This is a genomic window from Desulfosporosinus shakirovi (assembly GCF_020595055.1).
Taxonomy (GTDB): Bacteria; Bacillota; Desulfitobacteriia; order Desulfitobacteriales; family Desulfitobacteriaceae; genus Desulfosporosinus; species Desulfosporosinus shakirovi.
Window position 1 is genome coordinate 86,259 of the sequence record NZ_JAJDOO010000016.1, and the last position, 24,867, is coordinate 111,125.

Consider the following 24,867-nt stretch of genomic DNA (forward strand, 5'->3'; position numbering starts at 1 on the left):
AATAATAAGATAATAGTTAGTAGTTGTAGTAGTATAGCCTGTCAACATGTGTATAAGTAGACTGACATGTCTAAACGACTGATAAAAGCTATGTTGAAAAAGTTGTGGACAACCGGATTAAATTATCCACGTGTCCACATTTAAAAATTTATGAACTATTTTATCCACAGGTTATGAACAATATTTTAAAGCTTTAATCTGATTGAATACGTTGTATTATTTCATTCACTTTTTTCTCGAGCGATGGATCGTTGCTTAGGGCTTGTGTGATTTTATCATGAGCATGCATTACAGTTGTATGATCTCTTCCCCCAAATTCGTCTCCTATTTTAGGTAAAGAGAAATCTGTAAGTTGACGAGAAAGATACATGGCGATTTGTCTGGGAAAGGCAACGGCACGGGTTCTTTTCTTTGCTTTGAAATCAGTAGGTGATAAGTTAAAAAATCTTGCAACTGATTCCTGAATAATATCAATGGTTATTTGTTTAGTATTATTTGCTGGGATAATATCTTTTAATGCTTCTACTGCTACTTCTGCAGTTATAGGGATTAAACTAAGGGAGGCAAAAGCCATTACTCTTATTAGTGCGCCTTCGAGCTCACGTATATTCGAACGAATTTTGTCAGCGATGTAAACCATTACTTCATTAGGAACCTGGAGGTTTTCCATCATTGCCTTTTTTCGAAGAATAGCTATGCGTGTTTCCAGATCGGGTGCCTGAATATCAGTTATTAAGCCCCATTCAAAACGTGATCGTAATCGGTCTTCTAACGTTGGTATTTCTTTTGGAGGACGATCAGATGAAATAATAATTTGTTTATTAGCTTCATGAAGTGCATTAAATGTATGAAAGAACTCTTCTTGAGTTCGTTCTTTGCCAGCTAAAAACTGAATATCATCGATTAGTAGGATATCAACGTTTCGGTAATGATTGCGGAATTCTTCGGGGTTTTCGTCTCTGATGGAATCTATCAGTTCATTTGTAAATTTTTCACTAGAAACATAAATAACCTTAGTATTAGGTGATCGTTGAAGGACATGATGCCCTATTGCATGCATGAGGTGGGTTTTTCCCAGACCTACTCCTCCGTAAATAAATAGAGGATTATAGGACTTGGCTGGTGATTCAGCCACAGCTAAGGAAGCGGCATGGGCAAAACGATTACTATTACCAATAACAAAAGTGTCGAAGGTGTATTTAGTATTTAGTGAATTAGGGATAGGTTCATTATGCTTAGAAATTGCAACTGTCGGCTCAGTTGAGGATATATCATCACTATAAGTATCTCCTAAAGAAGATAAAATAAAGCGAAGGCTTACAGAATGACCTAAAACGGATTGAACAGAAGACCTAATCATAGGTGCATAACGACTTTCTAACCAATCTTTTGCAAATTCATTGGGTACACTAATGACAAGTGTATCTCCATCAATATTAAGAAGTCGTGTAGAACTCAACCAAGTTTCAAAGCTCGGCTTAGAAAGTTCATTTTTTAGTTTTTCTAGCGTTTCCTGCCACAATAATTGGAGTGAGTTCGACTGTGGTGGCATTGATGGACCTCCCTTGTCTAAAAATGAAAGAAATATGACAATAAAAAAGTTATACACAAACTTATACACATTTGTGGATAACTTAAACAAATTACGTGTTGTGAATAAAAGAAAACACGATTTGTTGTTGTCGTCAGGTATTGTAGAAATATAATATCAAGTTTCGGTAGGGTTATCAACAGGAATATCGTCTCTTTATAAAATTATTCACAGTGGATAACTTTTCAACTATTAAGTTATCCACACTGTGTCAAAGTCATTTGCTTGACAGATTAAAATTTTTTAGAGTATAATCTCTAAGTAAGTTTGATTGTCTTCGAATGTTTTTTCGTTTGAAATAAAGGAGGTGTCGTTAAATTGAAGAGAACATATCAACCGAAGAATCGCCGTCATAAGCGTGTTCACGGTTTTTTAAGTCGGATGAGTACGCCAACGGGGCGAAATGTAATAAAGCGCCGTCGTTTAAAGGGTCGGAAGAAATTATCAGTTTAAGGCCGCAATTATGTGGCCTTTTTTTTACAGTTTTAAAGTATAACTTATCGTTACATACTTTATGGATGATCCCTTCTCGCCATCTCGGTACCTAATGCCATCCACGGCGGTGTACTGACCTCGAACATCCTTATTCGAGTTTTGCCTGCAAGGACATTCAGGCCGTCCATGGCCAGCGATTAAGTGTGACTATGGCGACCGCCAACGCCGGTGGCTTGGCGGAAACCAAGTTTATCTGATAAATAGTTTTTCTGAGCTGTCATACTAGCTCGTAAAACGTTTAAACTAAGGCATAGTGAGTTAGAATATGATAGAAGGTATGTAAGCCTGGAGGAGTTATGCTACAAAGAAAGTTTCGCTTACGTCAAAAATCGGGCTTCAAATCAATTTTCGAACTCGGAAAAAATTACTCTGTAAAATATGTTGCTATTTATGTTTTTTACAAAGGCCCTAATCGTTTTGGTTTTATTGCCTCAAAAAAGGTAGGTAATTCTGTTCAAAGAAATCGAGCAAAGAGACTTATGAGGGAAGTCATTAGGCTTCATCTGCCGGAAATCAGGAAAGATATACAAATTATTTGTATAGCAAGAGCAAGAATCAAAGGAGTTTCCTACTCTGAAGTCGAAAGCAATATGATGAATATTTTAGAAAAAGCCAATACTTTAATAAAAAGTGAGTAAATTAATGAGACATATTTTAATTGGGATGATTCGTTTATACCAAGTTTTAATTTCTCCTCTAAAGGGACAAACTTGTCGCTTTTATCCAAGTTGTTCGGAATATTCTGCTCAGGCTCTATTAAAATATGGACTAATTAAAGGAAGTTGGAAATCAATTAAACGGATATTAAAATGTCATCCGTTTAATCCAGGTGGGCACGACCCAGTTTAAGGAGGGCTTCTATGAGTACTATTGTTGAAGGAATGACTTATTTATTAAACATACTTTATAGTATGTCTGCTACTATAGGTCTACCGTATTATGGTGTTTCGATTATACTTTTGACAATTTTGATTAAGACCTTAATTTTCCCGCTAACTTATAAGCAAATGGCTTCAATGCGAAAAACGGTGGATTTACAACCTAAAATTAAAGCACTTCAAGAAAAACATAAAAATAACAAAGAAAAAGCGAATGCAGCCGTTATGGAGCTGTATAAAGAACATCAAGTAAATCCATTGGGCGGCTGTCTTCCTATTATTATTCAGTTGCCGATTTTTTGGGCTTTATACAGTACATTGTTACATTTTCCTTATGACCCAACAAATCCTTCAGCGCATTTGTTTTTAGGTTTTGACTTAACAGTTGTATATGGGTTTGCTCTCTCATATCATATAATTTTACCGATCTTTGCTGCAGCCACAACTTATCTGCAAACTAAATTAACGAGTCCAAATGCTACCACAGATCCTACCCAAAAAACAATGTTATATATAATGCCAGTGTTTTTTGCTTACATTAGCGTTACAGTTCCAGCCGGGTTAGCTTTATATTGGGTGACGATGAACGTTGTATCGATTTTTCAACAACTTTTTATTAATAGCAGGTTAGCTAATAAAACTAAAAAGGCAATATAGGGACGTGTAAGGCGTGAGGAGGATCGTTCATGAGGATTGCAGAGAAAACTGGGAAGACAGTTGAAGAGGCTATTAATGCTGGAATTACGGAATTAGAGGTAGATCGAGATAGAGTAAAGGTAGAGGTACTGGAGGAACCTGCCAAGAAGGGTTTTTTTGGTCTCTTTGGAACCCGTCTGGCAAAGGTGCGTGTTTCTTTCGAGGACAATCCAGGTATGTTGGCAGCAGATTTTATTAAGAAAGTCTGTCAAGCTATTAAAGTCAATGCAGATACCCAGGTAAGTAAAGATGGAGAACATTGGCATATTGATATTACTGGCCCAGAACTTGGGATTCTGATAGGACGGCGTGGAGATACATTGGATGCACTTCAATATTTAACGAATTTAGCAGTTGCTAAACAACTGTCTGAAAGAGTTCGAATTATTGTTGATGTAGAAGGATATAGGTTGAGACGTGAAGAAACGTTGGTTCGTCTTGCAAAGAGATTATCGGAAAAGGTAAAGAGGACAGGCACCAGAATAGTGTTAGAGCCGATGAACCCTCATGAACGGCGGATTATACACACTTCTTTGCAAGAAGAAGCTAGAATTTCAACCTTTAGTGAGGGCGATGATCCAAATCGAAGGGTTGTCATATCACTTAAAAGAAGCTAAGAGGGGTAAAACCCTCTTTTTTATTTTTAAATAAGTATGTGAAAATATCTGTAAGATAAGAATATAGGAGACTTACTTTAAGTTAAGTTTTATTTAAATGGATAGAAAATGGAGATGAATTCTTTGGAAGATACAATCGTGGCAATGGCAACGGCCATGGGGGAAGCAAGTATTCATGTTTTAAGATTGAGTGGTTCTAAAGCAGGATATATTCTTGAAAAATGTTTTACTCCACAGAATAGAGAACGTTGGACTCTCAATGAGAACTTTACCTTAAATCTTGGTAAGTTTCATGATGAAAACGTAGTTCTCGATGAAGTTTTAATCGGCAGAATGTTGGCTCCTTCTTCCTATACCGGCGAAGATGTTTATGAAGTTAATTGCCATGGAGGTCCATTTGTAGCTCAAAGGATTTTGCAAGCATGCATTCGTAATGGTGCACTATTAGCTGGGCCCGGAGAATTTTCCAAGCGAGCATTTTTGAACGGCAAGCTTGACTTAGTTCAAGCAGAAGCAGTTATAGATCTGATTAGTTCCCGAACTGAAACATCTGCAAATCTAGCCTTATCTCAGTTAAATGGTGGTCTTTCGGATCTAATTACTACTTTGAGGGAAGAAATTTTAGAAATTCTGGCTTTTATAGAAGCAGGTATTGATTTTCCAGAGGATGATGTAGAAACCTTGGATAGAACAACTCTGGAATCTCTTATTAATAAAGCGCTTAAGAATATAACCTATCTATTAGCTGGAAGTAAAACCGGTAAAATACTAAGGGACGGCTTATTAACAGTTATTGTTGGTCAGCCAAATGTCGGTAAATCAAGTTTACTTAATGCATTGTTAAATGAAGAAAGAGCTATAGTTACTGATATTCCTGGAACTACACGGGATGAAATTAGAGAATCTGTCAGTGTGGGTGGAATTCTTCTGCAATTGGTGGATACCGCTGGCATTTGTGAAAGTGATGATCTCGTAGAACGTCTGGGAATTGAAAGAGCCAAGAAAGCATTAACAACTGCTGACTTGATATTATTAGTGGTACAGGCTAATCATCCTCTTTCAGAAGTGGAATATCAAATACTAAATACATACTCGGACAAAGTAATCGTTCTTTTAAATAAGATAGATTTACTCCAAGAAGATCGGCAAACTGTTTCAATTTATGAAAATGGGCTGTGCATCCCTTTTTCAGTAAAGGAGAATAAAGGATTTTCTGAGTTAGAAGAAGCAATTCGAGATAGGGTTTATCAAGGAGAGACTGTTCTCTCAACAGATCCGTTACTCTCTAATGTGCGACAAATTTCCTCGTTACTGAATTGTGACAATGCCTTAAAACAATCTATGGAGAGTTTGCAGCAGGGAATGCCTTGGGATATACTTTCTATTGATATCCGTCAAGCCTTACAATATGTCTCAGAAATTACGGGTCATAATGTTCAAGAATCTCTTCTCGAGGATATTTTCTCTCGATTTTGTATAGGAAAGTAGGATTTACATTGGAATACTTTGCTGGAAAATACGATGTAATAGTTGTTGGAGCCGGACATGCTGGGTGTGAGGCTGCGCTTGCTGCCGCACGAATTGGGTGTGAGACGCTCTTGTTGACTTTAAATTTAGACACTGTTGCACATATGCCTTGTAATCCTTCTCTTGGGGGACCAGCCAAAGGTCATTTGGTTCGAGAAATAGACGCTTTAGGCGGCCAAATGGGAATTATCGCAGATGAGACATCCTTACAGGTCAAAATGCTGAATACTGGAAAGGGACCGGCTGTTCATGCGTTGAGAATCCAATCTGATAAGCAGGCCTATCAAACTCATATGCGCAATTCTTTACTCTCTCAAGTAAAATTGACTGTTATTCAAGGGTTAGTTGAACGACTTGTCGTAGAGAATGGTGCGGTGAATGGTGTAGTGACTCATACAGGAGCACGATTTAAATCAGCCAATGTTGTCTTAACAAGTGGTACCTATTTGCGTGGAAGGATTATCATTGGTGATTCTATGTATCAAGGAGGACCTAACGGACAGATGCCTGCAATGTCACTGTCTGATTCGCTCAAAGAGTTTGGAGTTGAATTAGGAAGATTTAAAACAGGAACACCGCCCCGAATACATCGTCAGTCCGTTGATTATTCTAAATTTCGTATACAACCGGGTGACGAGACTCCTTGGCGTTTTTCCTTTATGCCTACAGTTAGCACTTTTTGGCAAGGGGACACTTCAAAACAAGTAGCATGTTGGCTGGGATATACAGCTAACAAAACCCACGATATTATACGTGATAACCTCTATCGCGCCCCTTTATATTCAGGTAAAATTGAGGGTATAGGTCCTCGTTATTGCCCTTCAATTGAGGATAAAGTTGTACGTTTTGCAGAACGAGAAGCGCATCAAATATTCTTAGAGCCTGAAGGATGGCAAAGCGAGGAGCTTTATGTTGCGGGCCTATCAACTAGCATGCCTGAAGAGGTACAAGTTAAAATATTACAAAGTATTTCTGGTTTAGAGCATGTCCAAATGTTACGGCCTGGGTATGCAATTGAGTATGATTATGTTCTGCCTCACCAACTTTCTCTTAGCTTAGAAGTTCGCCAATTAAAAGGATTATTTACTGCTGGTCAGTTAAATGGAACTTCTGGGTATGAGGAGGCGGCTGCTCAAGGTTTAATGGCTGGAATTAATGCCGCACTGCGTGCATTAAATAGTGATCCTTTTGTCCTACGTCGTTCTGATGGTTATGTAGGGGTTCTAGTGGATGATCTAGTTACAAAAGGGGTCAAAGAGCCTTATCGGCTTTTAACATCTCGAGCTGAATACAGACTTGTTCTCAGACAAGATAATGCTGATTTAAGGTTGACTGAAAAAGGCAGGTCAATTGGACTGGTCGATGAGGAACGCTGGCAACGGTTCGATAAAAAAAAGATTAACTTTGAGAGTATCAAAGTGCTTTTAAAAGCTACCTTTTTCTCTCCTTTAAGTGAAGAACTTCAAAAAGTTATGATTGAGGCAAAATCTACTCCGACACGAGGAGGAATTAGTGCTCAAGATTTAATTCGCAGGCCGGAGATTTCTCTTAAACATTTAATTAAGCTCCTTCCAGAGTTAGACAGCTATGATATGGAAGTGTTGGAAGAGGCCGAGATCGAAGCAAAGTATTCTGGTTATATTGAAAAACAATGGGCTGATATCGAAAAGTTTTCCAAGTTAGAAGAAAGAATACTGCCCATAACCCTCAATTATGAAGAAATTAGAGGCTTATCTACGGAAGGAAGACAAAGACTTATGGAAGTAAATCCTTTAAATTTGGGACAAGCATCTCGTATTACTGGAGTAAGCCCTGCAGATATTTCAGTTTTACTTGTTTCCCTAGAACAGCGGCGTAGAAGGGAGAAGTAATGGGTGTTCAATGAGTATGCGACCCTGATTAAAGGGTTAACCTATAGGCACATAGGGTGTGAATTAACGGAGTTACAAGTTAATCAACTTTGCCAATTTGGTGATCTCTTACTTGAGTGGAACCAGAGATTAAATTTAACGAGGATTACTGATCCTCAAGAAGTGATTTTAAAGCACTTTATCGATTCGATGGTTCTTGCGAAATTCATCCAAGGCATTCATTTAGCCGACTTGGGTACGGGAGCAGGGTTTCCTGGTATTCCTTTAAAAATTATGCGTCCAGAACTGAAAGTTGTACTAATAGATTCTTTAAAGAAGAGATTAGATTTCCTTGACGTTGTTATTGAGAAGTTAGACTTACAAGACATTAATACAATTCATGCCAGAGCTGAAGATTTTGGAAGAGATAGAAAATACAGGAGGCATTTTGACACAGTTAGTTCGCGTGCAGTGGCCCGTTTACCAACTCTATTAGAGTATGCTCTTCCTGTCCTTAAAATTGAAGGGCGTTTTCTTGCTGCTAAAGGACTTCAGGCCGATCAAGAATTGGCAGAATCAGGTAGGGCTTTGAAAATTCTAGGTGGCATGTCAGAGGGAATTGCACATTTTAATTTGGGAAGCAGTGCGGAACATAGAGCTGTTATTTTAATCCGAAAGGTTGGACAAACCCCTTCACAATACCCGCGTAAGGCAGGAACCCCCTCGAAAAGTCCTATTGTTTGATGTTTTTTTAGTTATCGTCATCTACTTCTTTATATGTAATACTCTTTTTATGATGGACAGTGAAGGAAAATGACGATAGAACGTCGAATTTATGAATCATAGTAATTATTAGTGGAGTTATAGGGGTGGGCAATTTGGAAGAATCACAAAATCATGGGCTAGGTAAAATGAATGATAATCCAGTTTCTATAACAGACACTGGCAGGAGAACTAGGGGCACTGCAAAGAGAGCTAGGAAAGGGCTAAGTTTCAAAAAGAGTAAAAAGTTTTATATTTCTTTAGGACTAATTCTTACTGTATTAGTACTTGCTACTCTCTCATCTCTGCTTTATACTTGGGACCGCCATCTTATAGCAGAAGGTGTCTCTGTTTCAAACATGAATGTTGGTAATATGACTCTAGAACAAGCAAAAGAGACAATGGATAATGAAATTAAACGTTTGATTGGACAAAATGTAACACTCAAAGTTGATCAATATTCACAAAATGTTAGCTTTCAAGATTTAGGTCTTGTAGTTTCTGCTGATTCAGCATTGAAGGAGGCCTATGAGATTAGCAGGAATGGTTCAATTGCGAACAATTTGATCAATAAATTGTCTACTTCTAAAAAAGGAATAAATTTTACTTTAAGTCAAGAGTGGGATGACGATAAATTACTGCAGAAGCTTAACCAAAACTTGGAATCTTTTAATAAGCCAGCTGTAGATGCTTTTTTTGAGATTTCTTCTCAAAATTCAATGGTTATCAAAAAGGAGCAAATTGGACGTGTTATTGATACAGACGATTTAGTTTCTAAAATTAAACAAATAGACGTTTTTACTAAGGATCCAGAAGTCACTGTAAAATATAAAGAGCAACTACCTCTCTTAACAGCAGCTCAATTAGAGGATCAAAAAATTACTGGTTTATTAGCGAGTTATTCAACTCGTTTTGACCCAACGCAGACCGCAAGATCAGGAAATGTACGTTTGGCGGCAATAGCGATGGATAAAAAAATAATCAAGCCCGGGGATACCTTATCTTTTAATAAGATCGTGGGCGAAAGAACTGTAGATGCAGGTTATAAAGATGCCTATATCATCGTTAACGGTAAATTTGTTCCTGGATTAGCGGGAGGAATATGTCAAGTTTCCAGCACTTTGTATAACACTGGATTACTTGCAAATTTATCCGTCACTCAGAGAAGCAATCACGATTTGGCTATTTCTTATGTTCCACTCGGACAAGATGCTACGGTAGCTTATCCGGACCTGGATTTAAAATTTAATAATAACACAGGCGGATATTTACTCGTACGCACTAAAATGAGTAATAATGCAGTTACTATCGAGTTGTACGGAAAGGTAGTTCCTGGACAGGAAATACTCATTTCGGATACAATTGAATCTGTTATTCCTTTTGAAGAACAGCGACTTGTTGATGAGACTCTTGCTCATGGCGAGTCGATTATTAAACAGGAAGGTCAGCCTGGATATTTTGTTAAATCTTTTCGTACTATTAAAGTGAATGGAGAAGTAATTAAAACTGAGACTCTTAAAGAGAGCCGATACTCACCGTTACCAAAAATTATTGCTGTTGGAGCATAATTAAATGATTATTTTTTATATTTTTAAAAAAAGCGTTAAATACGCTTTTTTTATTGGGGGGGGTTTGATACTATCATAGAGTATAGTATTTATTAATGTTTTAGTAATGAGTGATGAAGGAAGTGTGGGCTATTGATAACTAGGGTTGTCGCTATCGCTAATCAAAAAGGTGGTGTCGCTAAGACTACAACGGCGATCAATTTGAGTGCTTGTTTGTCTGAACTTGGAAAACGCGTTCTGCTTTTAGATTTGGATCCACAAGGAAATGCTACCAGTGGTATGGGAGTTGCCAAAAATAAGCTTACTCATTGTATATATGACGTTCTTATAAATGACGTCCCTCTGGATCAAGTCATAATGAAAACTGAACAAAAACGTTTAGAGGTTGTTCCTGCTCGAATTGAATTGGCAGGTGCAGAAATAGAACTAGTCACACAGAATTCCCGTGAGAGTAAGTTGAGAAATGCTATCGAAAGTGTCAAGAGCGAATATGATTTTATTCTTATTGATTGCCCACCATCATTAGGGCTTCTTACCTTGAATGCTTTAACAGCAGCTACGGATGTTATTATTCCGATCCAATGTGAATACTACGCACTTGAGGGGTTAACTCTCTTGATGAACACATTGGATAGAGTTCGCAAACATCTCAACCCTAAATTAAATATTTTAGGTGCCCTTCTAACGATGTTTGATGCTCGTACTAATCTTTCTATTCAGGTCGTTGATGAAGTTAAAAAATATTTTCCACAGAAAGTCTTCCGGAATATTGTGCCACGAAATATTCGTCTTAGTGAAGCTCCCAGTCACGGAAAGGCAATTAATACTTACGATTCTCGTTCTAGAGGTGCAGAAGTATATCGTGATTTAGCGAAGGAGGTCTTAGAACGTGTCTAAAAAGGGACTAGGCCGAGGACTTCAAGCATTACTTCCTGATGAAATAGGTGACGATCCAAGCATCAAGGAAATTCTTATTTCTCTTATTGATCCTAATCCAAAACAACCTCGAACAGAATTTGAACCACAAGCGTTAAATGATCTTGCAGATTCGTTACGTCTCCATGGCCTTTTACAGCCAATTTTAGTAAGGCCAGCTGGAGAGCGATATTTCGTTATTGCTGGTGAACGACGTTTAAGAGCCGCCAAAATTGCCGGTCTAACTGCAATCAAATGTATAGTCCAAGTTTGCAGTGATCAAGAAATGGCTGAACGAGCTTTGATTGAAAATATTCAACGTTCAGATTTGTCTCCAGTCGAAGAAGGCTTAGCCTATGAAAGATTGATTAATGAATATGGGTTAAGTCAAGAACAAGTTTCACAGCGTGTTGGAAAAGCACGAACAACTGTGACTAATCTTTTGCGTGTGATACAGTTACCTGAGACAGTTCTCGACTTACTTAGAAATAATTTGATTTCTCTAGGTCATGCTAAGGTATTACTTGGAGTTAAAGATACTTCATTACAGGTACTAACCGCACAAAAGACTGCAAAAGAACAATTGTCTGTTCGAGATACCGAAAATCTTATTAATAGGCTTACGGAAAAAGTTGAAAAGGATAAACTTACTCCCGAACGGTATCCCCTACTCCATAGTGTTCAAGATAAATTAAGGACCAGTTTTCAGACCAAAGTTATTGTTAAAGGAGATTATAAACGCGGTCGTATAGAGGTGCAATATTTTTCCGAAGATGAGTTAAATCGGCTTTTAGAATTATGGAATATCAACATTGAATAATTTTTATTGACTTGCGTCGACACAAGGTATATAAGATCGTCGTAGTCTTCTACACTGATATTTTAGATAAGTGCCTGCAACCATAAACATAATATATAGTATTGAATTATTACACCGCCGTGGATGTTATAGGTCTCGTGATGGGGGAAAGCGACTGCTGGCTATGAACTGAATAATGCCAATGACCATTTGTCAATCTAAGATGGTTAAGAGTAGAGCACTCCCATATTTAAGCAAGGTTTTGGTATGGCTTAAATGCTCCATTGGTTAAGGACGTTGAGTTTAACCGCATGGATGGTGGGAAGGGTATTTTTAAAAATCTTATCACTTTACTCTAGCTAGTAATGAATGTTCCACGTGGAACATTTACCTACTAATTTGAGTTTGCTAATTTATCAAAAGTCTAGGTTTTGTAAAGGTTTACGATTAGTTTTACGGAATATATGTGCATAAAAAAACAACCTTTGGTGTCAAAAACCATGTACATAGAGGTAATAATGATTCATCGTTAACCAATTAATTCACGTTAGACCCGGTCGGGCTTGTCCCACAATCGTACGCGCGTAGGATTGTGGGACAAGCCGAGTAAAGGGGTTTGATAGCAAATTATAATTACCATATTAACATAATTGAATAGCTAGTTAAGAAATGTTCCACGTGGAACATATGGGCGCATTTAATTAGAAAGGAGGGAATATAGTTGTTGGGTACCGTCGTTAATACAGTAGCTATATTAATTGGAGGTCTGTTAGGATTGTTGTTTGGACAGACCCTGCCTGATAAAATCAAAAAAACCGTGATTCAAGGAATTGGTCTTGCAGTCTTGCTGATTGGGGTAAGTATGGCCTTGCAAACTAAAAACACTTTAGTAGTTATTGCAAGTTGGTATTAGGTGGAATCGTAGGGGGATTAATTGACATAGAATACCAGATGCAAAAATTTGGACAAATGCTTGAGCGCAAACTATCAAAAAATGGGCAAACAGCGGGATTCACAAAGGCATTTGTAACAGCAAGCTTGATATACTGTGTTGGCGCGATGGCTATTATGGGTGCATTCAAGAGCGGACTTACAGGCAACAACACAATACTTTACGCGAAGGCAATGTTAGATGGAGTAACTGCATTAGTATTTGCTTCGTCAATGGGAATTGGAGTATTAGCTTCAGCAATTCCAGTCTTCATATATCAAGGGTTGTTAACTCTTTCGGCGGAACTATTGCAAGGAGTTCTATCGCCACAGGTCATTACTGAAATGGGTGCTACCGGAGGGTTACTCATTGTAGGAATTGGCTTTAATATTTTAGAAATAAAAGAGATTAAAGTGGGCAATCTATTACCAGGATTATTTATTGCAATTCCATTAACTGTTCTGTTTACAAGACTACATTTAGGTATGTAAGGATAATAAGTACAGAAAGGCATTTTAGGTAAGAAATATACTATTATTTGAAATGTTGGTTAAGTCGAAATTGAAAGGAAGTGAATAAACCTGGTTTATGGTAGTTAATTAGGAAGCGAGAGGCTTTCAATCTACCACTTTGTTTAGTCGACAAGGAGAAAATTGGAACATAACTAGTTCGGATTTAAAAACCAGGCAAAGAATTGGCAATGCTAGAGGGTATAATGCCTTTATATTGGTGGATTGTAAGTGTCTTAGCTTTTTTAGTACTTATTGTGTTTATACTATCGATTGCACTATATCGTCGAATGAAACGTTTTGAAGGTTCATATATAAGCTTGCAGAAGTTTATGAATGGAAAACAAATAGATGAATTACTGAATGAGTATGTTCATAAAGTTGATGAAATAGAGAAGAATGTTGATAAATGTAATCAAAGGCTTACTCCAATTGAACTAAAATTAAGGGCCAGCATAGATCGTGCCGAATTACTGCGTTTCAGGGCCTTTGAAGATGTAGGCAGCGACTTAAGCTTTGCAGTTGCGTTCTTGAATCAAGACTGTAACGGACTAGTTATTAGCTCCATTTACAGCCGAGAGGAAGCAAGAATATATGCCAAACCGATTAATGGAGGACAGTCGGTCTACTCCCTTTCAGATGAAGAAAAAGAGGTTATATCAAAAGCGATGATTGGGCAACAAAAAATCTAAGTCATCTCTTATACTTAAACACGTACTTTTAAGTAAGAACGAATTATTAGAGAACTGATATTTTCTGACAATCGCCAGACTAAGTTGAGACGGGTATTTTGCAAAACCATATATTCCATGAATCCGCCCACATTAACAATGCCCGTCATGTGGGCTTCGCCTATTTCTGGAAGAGATTTATTAACACCTGACCCCGGTTTTAAAGGTCCATCCGCAAGTGTAATGCAGCCGATAGAATCTAAACGTCCTAAACAGGCATCAACTGCAATAATGAATGGATTTGTAAAACTGTGTTGAATACTACATATGTTCTGTTCAAGATTAGTCGCATGTACAGGGTCATCTAATGTGCCATAGACATTAAGATGAGGTAATTTAAGGCGAGAAAGGTGTGTGCCAATTAATGGTCCTAAAGCGTCACCCGTCGAGCGATCAGTTCCGATGCACAAAATAACAGCTGGGCGTTTCTGAGTGGAAACAAATAGGTCAGATAGCCGCATTTCAAGTTTTGCTTTAGCAGTATAATCATCTACGTGGGCCTTAATTTTCTGGGTCTCAGTAAATAATGAAATTAAACTCACAAGCAACCTCCTTTCCTTAAATCACTAAAAATATAGCATTCTCTAAATTATTTCCCAAAAGATATAAATTTTATGCATGAGTTACTTATTCCGGCCATAAGCATGATGGCGAGGAGGGAGTAATCATGCAGTGGAAAACGACATTTCAGGTAGCTGCAACCTATGTGGGAGCAGTCATGGGAGCTGGATTTGCATCAGGACAAGAAATTCAGCAATTTTTTGCCCGCTTTGGTTATTGGGGCTTAGCAGGAGTTGTACTTAGTTCTGTGCTTTTTTCGCTACTAGGATGTGGCATGTTAGACTTACAAATTCGTTGGAAAATTAGATCCTATAATGACTTCTTTGACTATTTATTGGGCCCCCGTTTGGGGAGATGGGCAGATATGCTCGTAAGTGTCCTCTTATTTGTAGGAATGCTGGCAATGATATCTGGAAGTGGAGCGCTTTTTTACGAGTATTTTGGCTTCTCTAGATGGTTAGGTATTCTCTTGACAGGCTGTATCATAGGACTGGCATTATGGTATCGGGGAGAAGGAGTATTATGGATAAACTCAGTCCTTATACCCTTGAAGTTCATTTTTTGCTTAGGAATTGCAACAGCTGCGATTTTTATTACAACTTCGCGAGACTGCGAACCTATCGTAATGCTCGCAAATCCCATTGTGAGTAATTGGGTGGTCTCCGCCATCTTATACGTGTCATTTAATGTAACTCTAGCCATGGTGGTATTTGCATCGCTGGGGCGAGAAATTCAAAAAGCTGGTGCACGCTTGGGAGCAATTGTAGGAGGGATAGCTCTGGGGCTTTTTGCATTCTCTATAGGAGCGTCTTTACTTCGTTTCCCAGATATATTGGGTCTAGAAATACCTATGGTTGGAATTGCAGGTAAGTTAGGAGATTGGCCAGCCTTTTTCTACGTCGTTGTCTTATGGTTAGCAATGATTACGGCAGCAGTAGGCAATGGTTTCAGCCTTGTCAGCAGGGTGGTTGATTCTGGAAGGTTAAGCTATGGTAAGGCAACGCTTATATTATTTATTCTCCTCTTACCGATAGCAGGGGTTAAATTCTCCCAGATTGTACAACTGGTATACCCTCTGTTTGGCTATTTGGGTCTCGTTTTTATGCCGACAATTCTCTATTTCTGGAGAAAGGGTTATTGATTGACGAAAATAGCGATTTGCTTTACAAGTATAATTTTTGCTATAGTAGATTAGGTTTAGCATGATGATAATTAGTTGTTCACATATTGTGTTATAGAATATAATTGTTGCCAAACAGCACGATAACAAAGGGTGAGCCTGTTGAAATCTTTATATGATAGAGGATTAGATCATTTGGAAGCGCGAGACTATGATGAGGCTGAAGCAACCCTGAAAGAATACCTTACTAAAAATCCAACCAATGCAATGGCTTATAATAAACTAGGTGTTGCTTTAGCCAAAAGGCTAAACCGTAATGAGGCAAAGCAATGCTTCAAAGAAGCATTGAATCACGATGCTAGGCATGTACATGCCTTAAATAACCTGGGTAATATTGCTCGGGAAGAGGGGGATTTAGAACAAGCAGTGGCGTATTATCAGAAAGCAATTCGCATTGATCCTGACTATTCGATACCCCATAATAATTTGAGCGTGGTATACAAGCAGCTTCACCGTTATGGAGATTTCATTCGTGAGATAAAAACAGCAAAACGATTAGAAAATAAGAAGGCTCTTAATCCTAAAGAACAAACCTTCATGAGTTGGCTCAAAGAATTGTGGTCTAAGAGACGTAAGTGAACTCGCTCAACTAAAGCTAAACATTGAGACTATATCACCCAAGCAAAACATGGAATACCCTCATTATAGAAGTGGGATTCATGAACTGGATAAGGGGAAAGAAGATGGATGAACGGCATTATTTAGTAGGGACAGCTGGGCATGTGGATCACGGTAAAACACAGTTGATTCGGGCCCTTTCCGGTATGGATACAGACCGTCTAAAAGAAGAAAAACAACGTGGTATCTCTATCGAACTGGGTTTTGCACATATGTTGTTGCCAAGCGGAAGGCAAGTAGGAATGATTGATGTCCCTGGGCATGAACGCTTTGTTCGTCAGATGTTGGCAGGGGCAAGCGGCATGGATATTGTGTTACTTGTCATTGCTGCTGACGAAGGGATTATGCCCCAAACCCAAGAACATTTGGATATTTTAACATTGTTAGGGATCCCCCGAGGGATTGTAGTTCTAAATAAAACAGACCTTGTGGATGAAGATTGGCTTGAACTGATGGCAGAAGAGGTCCACGAAAAACTTAAAAAAACTGTATTTAACCAGGCACAAATATGTTGTGTTTCTGCCCAAACAGGTGAAGGTATAGATGAACTCCGAAAAATAATTGATGATTTATTATCTGAAGTTGAAAGTAAAAAATCGACTGGTCCAGTGAGAATGCCAATTGACAGGGTTTTTAGCATTCAAGGTTTTGGTACAGTTGTGACAGGAACCTTGCATAGTGGCACTATGGGATTAGGCCAAGAGCTGGCAATTGAGCCTAGCCACATAATTGCTAAGGTGCGTTCACTTCAAGTTTATAAAAATAAAGTAAGCTCTGCAGGAGCTGGACAAAGGGTAGCAGTAAATCTCGCCGGAGTAGATGTTGCAGAAGTTGAACGAGGTTCAGTTCTTGTAAAACCAAAGACATTTAAAGTAGGAAAGATTTTAGATTTGAAAATAACAAATCTTCCTTCCGCAGAAAAGCCCTTAGTCCAAAGACAGCGAGTTCGTTTTCATCTTGGGACAACAGAGGTTTTAGGACGGATACATCTTTTGGAACAGGAAACCATACCCCCCGGGGAGGAGGGTTTCGCCCAAATACTGCTTGAAGAACCCGTTCTTGCTGCGCCAGGCGACCGTTTTGTGTTAAGGTTTTATTCGCCTACTCATACGATTGCTGGCGGTAAAATACTGAGCGTAGCAGAGTTTAAGCTAAAACGGTTTAAAGAAAGTGTATTGGACCAAATGAAGGTTAAGGACCAAGGGGATCCGCTTGACCTTTTAGAAAGAGAGATGAACGAACCTAGAAGCGTTGTAGATATTGCAGTTCGCTTGCATGTAAATTCAGCTGATTTAGAAGATAATCTAAAATCTCTGGAAGAATCAGAACGAACGGAAATTTGGATGGAAGATGACGTCTGTCTCTACTGGGGAAAGGCGTCAGCAGAAGCTTGGAGGTCAAAACTAATTGGGGTTGTAAGGGCTCACGAAGAGGAATACCCCTTGCGGGGAGGGATCAGCAGAGAGGAATTAAAAACACGCCTCGGAATAACTTGGACACACCGACGTTGGCAAACGATTCTAGAGCAAGGAGATGCACGTAACTTTTATCGTATTTATGGGAGCAAAGTTAGAACAAACGAAGGAGTGCAACTTCCTCATGAAGTTATTAAACGACTTGATGGATTACGAGCTATTTGGCAAAACGTCAAACTAATGCCGCCTGAATTAGGAACAGTAGCTGAAACATGTGGAATACCCAAGGCGGAGATACAAGAATACGCAGGGTACTTATGTGAGCAAGGAGAATGGGTCTCTATCACTGGATTCTATTTTAGGAGTGATGATATACAACAGGCTAAGTTAAGTTTGTTAGAGGTTTTAAAAATAAAAGGGGAAGTTGGAGTCGCCGAGGTTCGAGAGTTATGGGAAACATCTCGAAAATATTCAGTCCCTTTACTAGAGTATTTTGATCAACAACGCCTAACACAACGTAAGGGAGATAAAAGGACTCTCTATTGATCTTTAGTTGAACGAGTTCACCAGTTAGTTTTGAACATAAAAAACAAATTATATAGAGAGTAAGCAACCTTTTTGATTCACTTAAAGTTACTTACTCTTTTATATTCATCTAGTTAACACGCTAAAAATCCCAGTAATTACCGATTGGATACCTATTAAAATTAGCGACACTTTGTACAGTATGGCTTGTCAAATGGTATTATAATATATAGAATATATAATTAGAGGTTTGTTATCTAACAGCCTCTGACTAAAGGGGAACCTGATCAATAGAGTTGTCATTTGATTGGGATTTTTATTAATAGTTGTACAAGTTTAAAACTACTTCGGGTGCATATTAATTTGGAGGTGAATTGAGGAAAAGTAATCAAATCAGAACGTAAGAATACAGATGAATTATTTAAAGGCGGAAAAGAAAGATTGAAAAAGAAAGGTCGATAAGGGCCTATATAGAGAGGGGTATAAAGATGAGAAGAATGTTTTCAATAGCGACTGCAGCCTTATTAAGTCTTGCTCTCGTAACCGGTTGCGGAGCAACTGGCGGACAAAAGTCGGCTGAAGTTATTAAGGTTGGTGGAAACTTAGAGCTTAGTGGAGGGGCAGCTGCTTTTGGACAATATGCAGAGAAAGCTATTAAGTTAGCGTTTGATCAGCAAAATGCTAAAGGTGGAGTACTTGGAAAGCAATTAGAATACGTATCTGCGGATAATAAGTCTGACCCTGGAGAATCGACCGTAGCTTCAACTAAGCTTGCAACACAAAATAAAGTAGTTGCCATACTTGGACCTATGACTAGTGGAAATACTTTAGCTGCTGTTCAAGTGGTTACAGATAGCAAAGTTCCTTTGATAACTCCAACAGGAACATCGGACAATGTTACATTTGAAAACGGAAAAGTAAAACCATGGATCTTCCGGGCCTGTTTTATTGACCCTTTCCAAGGTCAAGTAGCCGCTAATTTTGCAACGGATACACTTAAAGCAAAGACCGCGGCCCTTTTTATTGACCAAAAGGGAGATTACTCCAAAGGTTTAGCTACTTCTTTCAAGGAGAATTTCGAAAGATCGGGCGGTAAAATTGTTGAAGAAGAACAGTATGTTGCTGGCAGTGATTTAGATTTCCGTGCTACGTTGGTACGTATCAAAGCTTCTAATCCAGATGTGGTTTTTGTCCCTGGATATTATCAAGAAGTCGGACTAATCGTTAAGCAAGCTCGTGAAATGGAGATGAAGCAAACATTCATGGGCGGAGATGGTTGGGGCTCCCCGCAATTAGTGGACGTTGCTGGAGCAGCAGCTCTTGAGAATACTTATTATGTCAACCATGGAGCAATGGATGATCCAGGAATGACCCAATTTATTAAAGACTTCAAAGAAAAATATAGTTCTGAACCCGATACCTTTGCGGCGTTGGGCTATGATACGGCAAACCTCTTAATTAAAGCGATCGAGAATGCTGGAGGTACAGAATCCGAAAATTTGAGGAGTGCTCTGGAAAACATGAAGGGCTTCCAAGGCATCAGTGGAGAATTGAATGTAGATCCAGCGACTCACAACCCAGTCAAAAGTGCCGCCATCTTGCAATTTAAAGACGGCAAGAGTGTATTTATGACAAAGGTAAATCCAAAATAATAACCGAACTCTAGTAAATCTTATCTAACCATCGGATAAAGTTACAATTGTTACAAAAAAAGGAGGGAGGACAAACCCTCCCTCCTTTTTGTAGAAAGTCAGACTCCCATGCCTGCCTGTGGTATACGAAACGGATGGAGAACTTCTCACTAAGATCTATAGTATTATAGAGTTTCCATGAATGAAAAGTATAAACTGACTGTACCAGTCAGTTTATACTTTCTGAAAGGTCCCTTCTCGCCATCCTATCCTGCAAGAAGGCTAATCCGTGCGAAGACAGTAGTCTTAGGGCTGCAGGGACACTCGGCTGTCCTTGGCCAGCGGTCCCTTCCCTCTTTCCATGACGGCGTTACAAAACTTAAACATCTTGTTCAAGTCATGGCAGGAATCTGTTAATTGCGCGAGTCATTTTCTTAAATAGTTATTCGGAGTTGGGAGTTGAAAAGATGGGAAATGTAACTGAGCAAGTATTGCAACAGATAGTGAATGGTCTGTCGCTAGGAAGTATCTACGCTTTAGTTGCTCTAGGCTATACCATGGTCTACGGTATTATTAAGCTTATAAACTTCGCTCACGGCGATGTAATGATGGTCGGAGCGTATGCCGGATGGTTTGCGACAACGACACTGCATTTGTCGTTTATTCCAGCGTTACTTATAGCAATGGTTGTAAGCGCAATCCTTGGCGTTTTGATTGAACGGATTGCTTATAAACCTTTGCGCAACGCTACACGGATTGCATCATTGATTACGGCTATTGGAGTTTCGTTTTTCTTGGAGTATGGGGGAATGTTAGTTGTATCTCCTCAGATGCGTACTTATCCTCCTGTTTTTCCCGATACGATTTGGAATGTCGGTGGGATTATCATTAAATATGGCGATATCGTCATGATTCTTACCTCGATCATTCTTATGATACTTTTACATGTCATTGTAAAGTATTCAAAGATAGGAAAAGCAATGCGTGCGGTATCTTTTGATAATGAAGCAGCTCTGCTGATGGGAATTAATGTAAATAACACGATTTCAGCGACTTTTGCAATCGGATCTGCACTTGCCGCTGCAGCTGGGGTACTAATGGGGGTATACTTTAATACCATTAATCCTTTAATGGGAATCATCCCTGGACTTAAGGCGTTTGTGGCTGCAGTCCTAGGGGGTATCGGGATTATTCCTGGTGCAATGGTCGGAGGATTCTTCTTAGGGCTTACAGAATCCTTTGTCAGCGGTCTGGGAGCCTCGACTTGGCGAGATGCGGTAGCATTTCTAATTCTAATTCTTGTTCTCATCATTAAGCCAAGCGGGCTCTTTGGTAAGAACATCCGTGAGAAAGTGTAGGTGACAAACATGGGTAAGCGAATTAATCGTCAAAGTGTTGTAACCTTACTGGGGGTACTGCTTGTTTATGCCATCGTTCAGGGCAGTATTCTAATGGATATTTTACCTCCTTTTGTAGCTCTTACTTTGATCCAGGTTTGTATCTTTATCATTCTATCGACTAGTTTAAACTTGATTAATGGGATAACCGGTCAGTTTTCAATTGGACATGCAGGTTTTATGGCTATTGGGGCATACATGGCTGCGATTGTTGTTGTTAAATTTCAAGGGCCGCTTATGCTGGCGCTTCTTGCTGGGGCACTTGTGTCCGCATTGGCGGGTTTTTTGATTGGGCTGCCTACGTTACGGCTTAAGGGAGACTATCTAGCGATTGCTACCCTTGGATTTGGGGAAATTGTACGAATTATCTTTTTGAATATGGAGTATGTCGGAGGGGCTTCAGGATTTTCAGTGCCGAAAACTATTACTTGGACATGGGCTTTTTGGCTCATGGTTATAAGTGTTGTCATTATTCGGAACTTTATTTATTCTACGCACGGTCGAGCATGCATCTCTATTCGTGAGAACGAAATCGCTGCAGATGTCATGGGTATTAATACTACTAAGTATAAGATCATGGCGTTCACAATTGGGGCCTTCTTTGCTGGATTAGCGGGTGGAATTTATGCCAATTATCTATACATTATTCAGCCATTAACGTTCAGTTTTCTTAAATCCTTTGATATTTTAGTTATGGTTGTACTTGGAGGGTTAGGAAGCTTGACGGGCAGCATTCTTGGAGCAGTGGTGATGACGGTTGTTTCCGCCGCATTATCTGGTTGGCCGGAATGGCGACTTGTGATTACTGCTATACTTTTGATAGTAATGATGATTTTTAGGCCGAAGGGACTATTAGGAACTAAAGAATTTAGCTTAAGTTTCCTCGGAAAGAAGGGTGAGAAAAATGCCTCTTCTAAAGATTGAAAAACTCTCTAAGTCGTTTGGTGGATTAAAAGCAGTTTCAAATCTAAATATTGAGATTAACGAAGGGGAACTGATCGGATTAATAGGTCCGAACGGGGCCGGAAAAACTACGGCTTTTAATTTACTCACAGGAGTATACGAACAAACAGAAGGAAAAATATTGTTTCAGGATAAGGATATGAGAGGGCTTAAACCCTATCATGTCACCCAGCGAGGAATGGCACGGACATTTCAAAATATCCGATTATTTAGCGATTTGAGCGTCATAGATAATGTCAAGATTGCCTACCATCAACGAAGCTCATACGGAATCTTTAGTGCGTTCCTTCGCCTTCCAAGCTATTACGTCGGGGAAGAAGAGATGCAACGAAAGGCTATGGAGTTGTTAAAGATCTTTAATCTTGACCATAAGGCAGAAGAAATTGCGAAGAATTTGCCTTATGGTGAACAACGACGCTTAGAGATTGCTCGTGCCCTGGGAACTGAGCCCAAACTCCTATTGCTGGATGAGCCTGCTGCAGGTATGAATCCTCAAGAAACACATGACCTGATGAATCTTATTCGTTGGATACGGGAAAAGTTTAAGCTTACGATTCTGTTAATCGAGCATGATATGTCTTTAGTTATGGGTGTGTGTGAACGCATCTATGTTTTAGATTACGGAATGATTATAGCTCAAGGGGCACCAGATGAAATCAAGAGCAATCCCAAAGTCATTGAGGCTTATCTAGGGGAGGAGGTTGTCTGATGCTTGTCCTTGAAGATGTCAATGTTTACTATGGTGCCATTCATGCCCTTAAAGGGATTTCCCTCGAGGTTAATCAGGGCGAAATTGTAACCCTAATCGGCTCAAATGGTGCAGGGAAAAGTACAAGTCTTAAGACTATTTCGGGATTGTTGCGACCGAAAGATGGCAAGGTAATGTTTAAAGGTGCAGACCTGGCCAGTATAGCTCCACAAACTATTGTTGCCCAGGGAATATCTCAGGTTCCAGAAGGACGGCGAGTATTTGCCAATATGACTGTTATCGAGAACTTGGAACTTGGGGCATACTTGCGTAAAGACAAGTCAGGTATTAAAGAAGATATGAAACGAGTATATGAGTTATTTCCACGTTTGCTTGAAAGGAAGAACCAACTTTCGGGTACCTTATCTGGAGGAGAACAACAAATGCTAGCGATGGGTCGAGCCCTAATGTCCAAACCCCAGTTGCTTCTTCTCGATGAACCTTCAATGGGTTTAGCTCCTATCTTGGTAAAACAAATATTCTCAATCATAAAGGAAATTAATGCTAGCGGAACAACGATTTTACTTGTAGAACAGAATGCTCATATGGCGCTTTCTATAGCCAACCGGGCTTACGTATTAGAGACAGGTAAAATTGTGCTTTCAGGAGATGCTAAACAATTAGCGGCTAGTGAAGAAGTCCGTAAGGCCTACTTAGGAGGCTAAATGCATATATAAAGACAAGGCAGAGCAGATCTTCAAATCTGCCCCGTCTAGCCATCACGGCACTATGCCATCGATGGCGGTGTACTAACCTCGAACATCTTTGTTCGAGTCATGGCGGTGCTCTAATCTCAACCATTCTTGGTTGAGTTTTGGTAACAGGGGCACTTGACCTTATGGAAATAACAAAAGCGGCTTCTAAGCATCTGCCGGCTACACTAGCTTGGTGCCAAAGAGTGACATTAACAAGGCCGAGATCTAAAGTGGAAAGGGGTAATTGTAATGTATGTTCGTCAATTTATGACAGCTCAAGTTTTCACAGTCACTCCCGAAAAAACTATTGCTGATACAATGGCTCTTATGCGAGAAAAGAAGATTAGCCGAATGCCGGTCGTAGAAAAGGGGAAACTTGTTGGATTAGTAACAGATGGGGATCTTCGCGAGGTCTCTCCTTCCCCGGCAACAACTTTGAGTATTTTTGAACTCAACTATCTTATAGCTAAAACTCCTATCCGTGAAGTAGCGATTAAAAAGGTTGTGACCTGTCACCCCGACACTCAAATTGAGGACGCAGCTTTGCTAATGCGAGATCACAAAATTGGAGGATTGCCTGTCGTTGATGGAGGCAAGGTAGTCGGGATTATCACGGGCTCAGATATAATGGATGCCTTTTTAGATATTATGGGATTTCGTAGCCCAGGACAGCGCGTAATGATTGAAACTAAGGATCAAGTTGGTGTTATGCTAGATCTTGCTCTATCAACCAAGGAGTTTGATGTTAATATTGGAAGTTTAGCCGTATATCATCTCAGAGATAATCAAATTCAAATTCTTGCACGCCTCCAAGGTGATCAAGTAGCTGAAGTTGAAGCGTCCCTGAAAAAAAAAGGATACAAGATTAAAAAATAGAGGTTAGCGGACGACTAAAGAAAGCACTGAAGTGAATGTGAATTCACTCAGTGCTTTCTGTTTTTTAAATACTTTAGAAGCCATTCATCCTATTTAGGGTTTGCTAAATTCTCATAAAAGCTAGATACCAGAAGGGTTTGAGGTCATGTTCGTCGAAATTATGTGCATGGAAAAGATTCATATTATATCAAAAAGCGTGCACATGGAGGATAAAAAATGTACCGAAAACCTGATCCACAGATAACAATAGATGATTTCATCCTCCCGTTTTCGGGAAAACTCAGTGCTGATAATCGGTGGGTTCAATTAGCCAAAATTATTCCCTGGGATGAACTCGAAAAAGAATATTCGTTTATGTTTCCTAGTGACCGAGGTAATGTTGCTAAACC

General features: G+C 39.2%; 23 protein-coding genes and 2 pseudogenes. 23 read left to right on the forward strand and 2 right to left on the reverse strand.

Annotated elements, in window-relative coordinates; genetic code table 11:
- Window positions 1–193 precede the first annotated feature (193 nt).
- Window positions 194–1,552, reverse strand: coding sequence for a chromosomal replication initiator protein DnaA (gene dnaA / locus LJE72_RS14875; protein WP_229248484.1), 1,359 nt, complete (start codon window positions 1,550–1,552; stop codon window positions 194–196).
- 357 nt (window positions 1,553–1,909) lie between these two features.
- Between dnaA and rpmH the strand changes: the two genes are divergently transcribed.
- The 13 genes and pseudogenes from rpmH (at window position 1,910) to LJE72_RS14940 (ending at window position 13,830) form a co-directional block, all read left to right on the forward strand.
- On the forward strand, window positions 1,910–2,044 hold the full coding sequence (gene rpmH / locus LJE72_RS14880) for a 50S ribosomal protein L34 (protein ID WP_007777819.1): 135 nt from the start codon (window positions 1,910–1,912) through the stop codon (window positions 2,042–2,044).
- 338 nt (window positions 2,045–2,382) lie between these two features.
- A complete protein-coding gene (rnpA, locus tag LJE72_RS14885; RefSeq protein ID WP_229248486.1) occupies window positions 2,383–2,724 on the forward strand; it encodes a ribonuclease P protein component in 342 nt (113 codons plus the stop codon).
- A gap of 4 nt (window positions 2,725–2,728) precedes the next feature.
- Window positions 2,729–2,935: a membrane protein insertion efficiency factor YidD gene (gene yidD, locus LJE72_RS14890; protein WP_229248487.1), complete on the forward strand. Its 207-nt coding sequence runs from the start codon at window positions 2,729–2,731 to the stop codon at window positions 2,933–2,935.
- 11 nt (window positions 2,936–2,946) lie between these two features.
- On the forward strand, window positions 2,947–3,621 hold the full coding sequence (locus LJE72_RS14895; protein WP_229248488.1) for a YidC/Oxa1 family membrane protein insertase: 675 nt from the start codon (window positions 2,947–2,949) through the stop codon (window positions 3,619–3,621).
- Between the two features lie 29 nt (window positions 3,622–3,650).
- Window positions 3,651–4,277, forward strand: a complete 627-nt coding sequence (gene jag / locus LJE72_RS14900) for an RNA-binding cell elongation regulator Jag/EloR (protein ID WP_229248489.1) — start codon at window positions 3,651–3,653, stop codon at window positions 4,275–4,277.
- 123 nt (window positions 4,278–4,400) lie between these two features.
- Window positions 4,401–5,765 carry a tRNA uridine-5-carboxymethylaminomethyl(34) synthesis GTPase MnmE gene (gene mnmE, locus LJE72_RS14905; RefSeq protein ID WP_229248491.1) on the forward strand — a complete coding sequence of 455 codons (1,365 nt, stop codon included), beginning with the start codon at window positions 4,401–4,403 and terminating at the stop codon, window positions 5,763–5,765.
- Window positions 5,766–5,773: 8 nt separating this feature from the next.
- Complete coding sequence (gene mnmG, locus LJE72_RS14910; RefSeq protein ID WP_229248492.1) at window positions 5,774–7,675, forward strand: tRNA uridine-5-carboxymethylaminomethyl(34) synthesis enzyme MnmG; 1,902 nt, start codon at window positions 5,774–5,776, stop codon at window positions 7,673–7,675.
- Between the two features lie 3 nt (window positions 7,676–7,678).
- A complete protein-coding gene (rsmG, locus tag LJE72_RS14915) occupies window positions 7,679–8,398 on the forward strand; it encodes a 16S rRNA (guanine(527)-N(7))-methyltransferase RsmG (protein ID WP_229248493.1) in 720 nt (239 codons plus the stop codon).
- A 125-nt stretch (window positions 8,399–8,523) separates the two neighbouring features.
- Entirely contained in the window at window positions 8,524–9,984 is a 1,461-nt protein-coding gene (locus tag LJE72_RS14920) for a VanW family protein (protein WP_229248494.1), read from the forward strand.
- 135 nt (window positions 9,985–10,119) lie between these two features.
- A complete protein-coding gene (locus LJE72_RS14925; protein ID WP_229248515.1) occupies window positions 10,120–10,881 on the forward strand; it encodes a ParA family protein in 762 nt (253 codons plus the stop codon).
- Complete coding sequence (locus LJE72_RS14930) at window positions 10,874–11,719, forward strand: ParB/RepB/Spo0J family partition protein (protein WP_229248495.1); 846 nt, start codon at window positions 10,874–10,876, stop codon at window positions 11,717–11,719. Before LJE72_RS14925 ends, LJE72_RS14930 begins: the two co-directional genes overlap by 8 nt.
- 700 nt (window positions 11,720–12,419) lie before the next feature.
- Window positions 12,420–13,120, forward strand: a pseudogene (locus LJE72_RS14935) (DUF554 domain-containing protein).
- Between the two features lie 224 nt (window positions 13,121–13,344).
- Window positions 13,345–13,830, forward strand: coding sequence for a DUF4446 family protein (locus LJE72_RS14940; RefSeq protein WP_229248496.1), 486 nt, complete (start codon window positions 13,345–13,347; stop codon window positions 13,828–13,830).
- Between the two features lie 14 nt (window positions 13,831–13,844).
- Here the strand turns inward: LJE72_RS14940 and yyaC are convergent, their stop codons facing one another.
- Window positions 13,845–14,411: a spore protease YyaC gene (gene yyaC / locus LJE72_RS14945; RefSeq protein ID WP_229248497.1), complete on the reverse strand. Its 567-nt coding sequence runs from the start codon at window positions 14,409–14,411 to the stop codon at window positions 13,845–13,847.
- A gap of 125 nt (window positions 14,412–14,536) precedes the next feature.
- Between yyaC and LJE72_RS14950 the strand changes: the two genes are divergently transcribed.
- The 10 genes and pseudogenes from LJE72_RS14950 to LJE72_RS14995 form a co-directional block, all read left to right on the forward strand.
- The gene (locus LJE72_RS14950; protein ID WP_229248498.1) at window positions 14,537–15,571 is read left to right on the forward strand and encodes a YkvI family membrane protein; all 1,035 of its coding nucleotides are present in this window, start codon (window positions 14,537–14,539) and stop codon (window positions 15,569–15,571) included.
- Between the two features lie 141 nt (window positions 15,572–15,712).
- Window positions 15,713–16,189: a tetratricopeptide repeat protein gene (locus LJE72_RS14955; protein WP_229248499.1), complete on the forward strand. Its 477-nt coding sequence runs from the start codon at window positions 15,713–15,715 to the stop codon at window positions 16,187–16,189.
- A gap of 104 nt (window positions 16,190–16,293) precedes the next feature.
- The gene (gene selB, locus LJE72_RS14960) at window positions 16,294–18,189 is read left to right on the forward strand and encodes a selenocysteine-specific translation elongation factor (RefSeq protein WP_229248517.1); all 1,896 of its coding nucleotides are present in this window, start codon (window positions 16,294–16,296) and stop codon (window positions 18,187–18,189) included.
- A gap of 467 nt (window positions 18,190–18,656) precedes the next feature.
- Entirely contained in the window at window positions 18,657–19,820 is a 1,164-nt protein-coding gene (locus LJE72_RS14965) for an ABC transporter substrate-binding protein (protein WP_229248501.1), read from the forward strand.
- A 446-nt stretch (window positions 19,821–20,266) separates the two neighbouring features.
- Window positions 20,267–21,157 (forward strand): branched-chain amino acid ABC transporter permease, encoded by an 891-nt coding sequence (locus tag LJE72_RS14970; RefSeq protein ID WP_073027015.1) that lies wholly within the window; start codon window positions 20,267–20,269, stop codon window positions 21,155–21,157.
- A gap of 9 nt (window positions 21,158–21,166) precedes the next feature.
- Window positions 21,167–22,120: a branched-chain amino acid ABC transporter permease gene (locus tag LJE72_RS14975; RefSeq protein WP_229248503.1), complete on the forward strand. Its 954-nt coding sequence runs from the start codon at window positions 21,167–21,169 to the stop codon at window positions 22,118–22,120.
- On the forward strand, window positions 22,101–22,868 hold the full coding sequence (locus LJE72_RS14980; RefSeq protein ID WP_229248505.1) for an ABC transporter ATP-binding protein: 768 nt from the start codon (window positions 22,101–22,103) through the stop codon (window positions 22,866–22,868). Before LJE72_RS14975 ends, LJE72_RS14980 begins: the two co-directional genes overlap by 20 nt.
- Window positions 22,868–23,572, forward strand: coding sequence for an ABC transporter ATP-binding protein (locus tag LJE72_RS14985; protein WP_073027021.1), 705 nt, complete (start codon window positions 22,868–22,870; stop codon window positions 23,570–23,572). Before LJE72_RS14980 ends, LJE72_RS14985 begins: the two co-directional genes overlap by 1 nt.
- Before the next feature lie 279 nt (window positions 23,573–23,851).
- Window positions 23,852–24,478, forward strand: a complete 627-nt coding sequence (locus LJE72_RS14990) for a CBS domain-containing protein (protein WP_229248507.1) — start codon at window positions 23,852–23,854, stop codon at window positions 24,476–24,478.
- Window positions 24,479–24,694: 216 nt separating this feature from the next.
- Window positions 24,695–24,867 (forward strand): annotated as a pseudogene (locus LJE72_RS14995) (IS5/IS1182 family transposase); the annotation flags it as partial.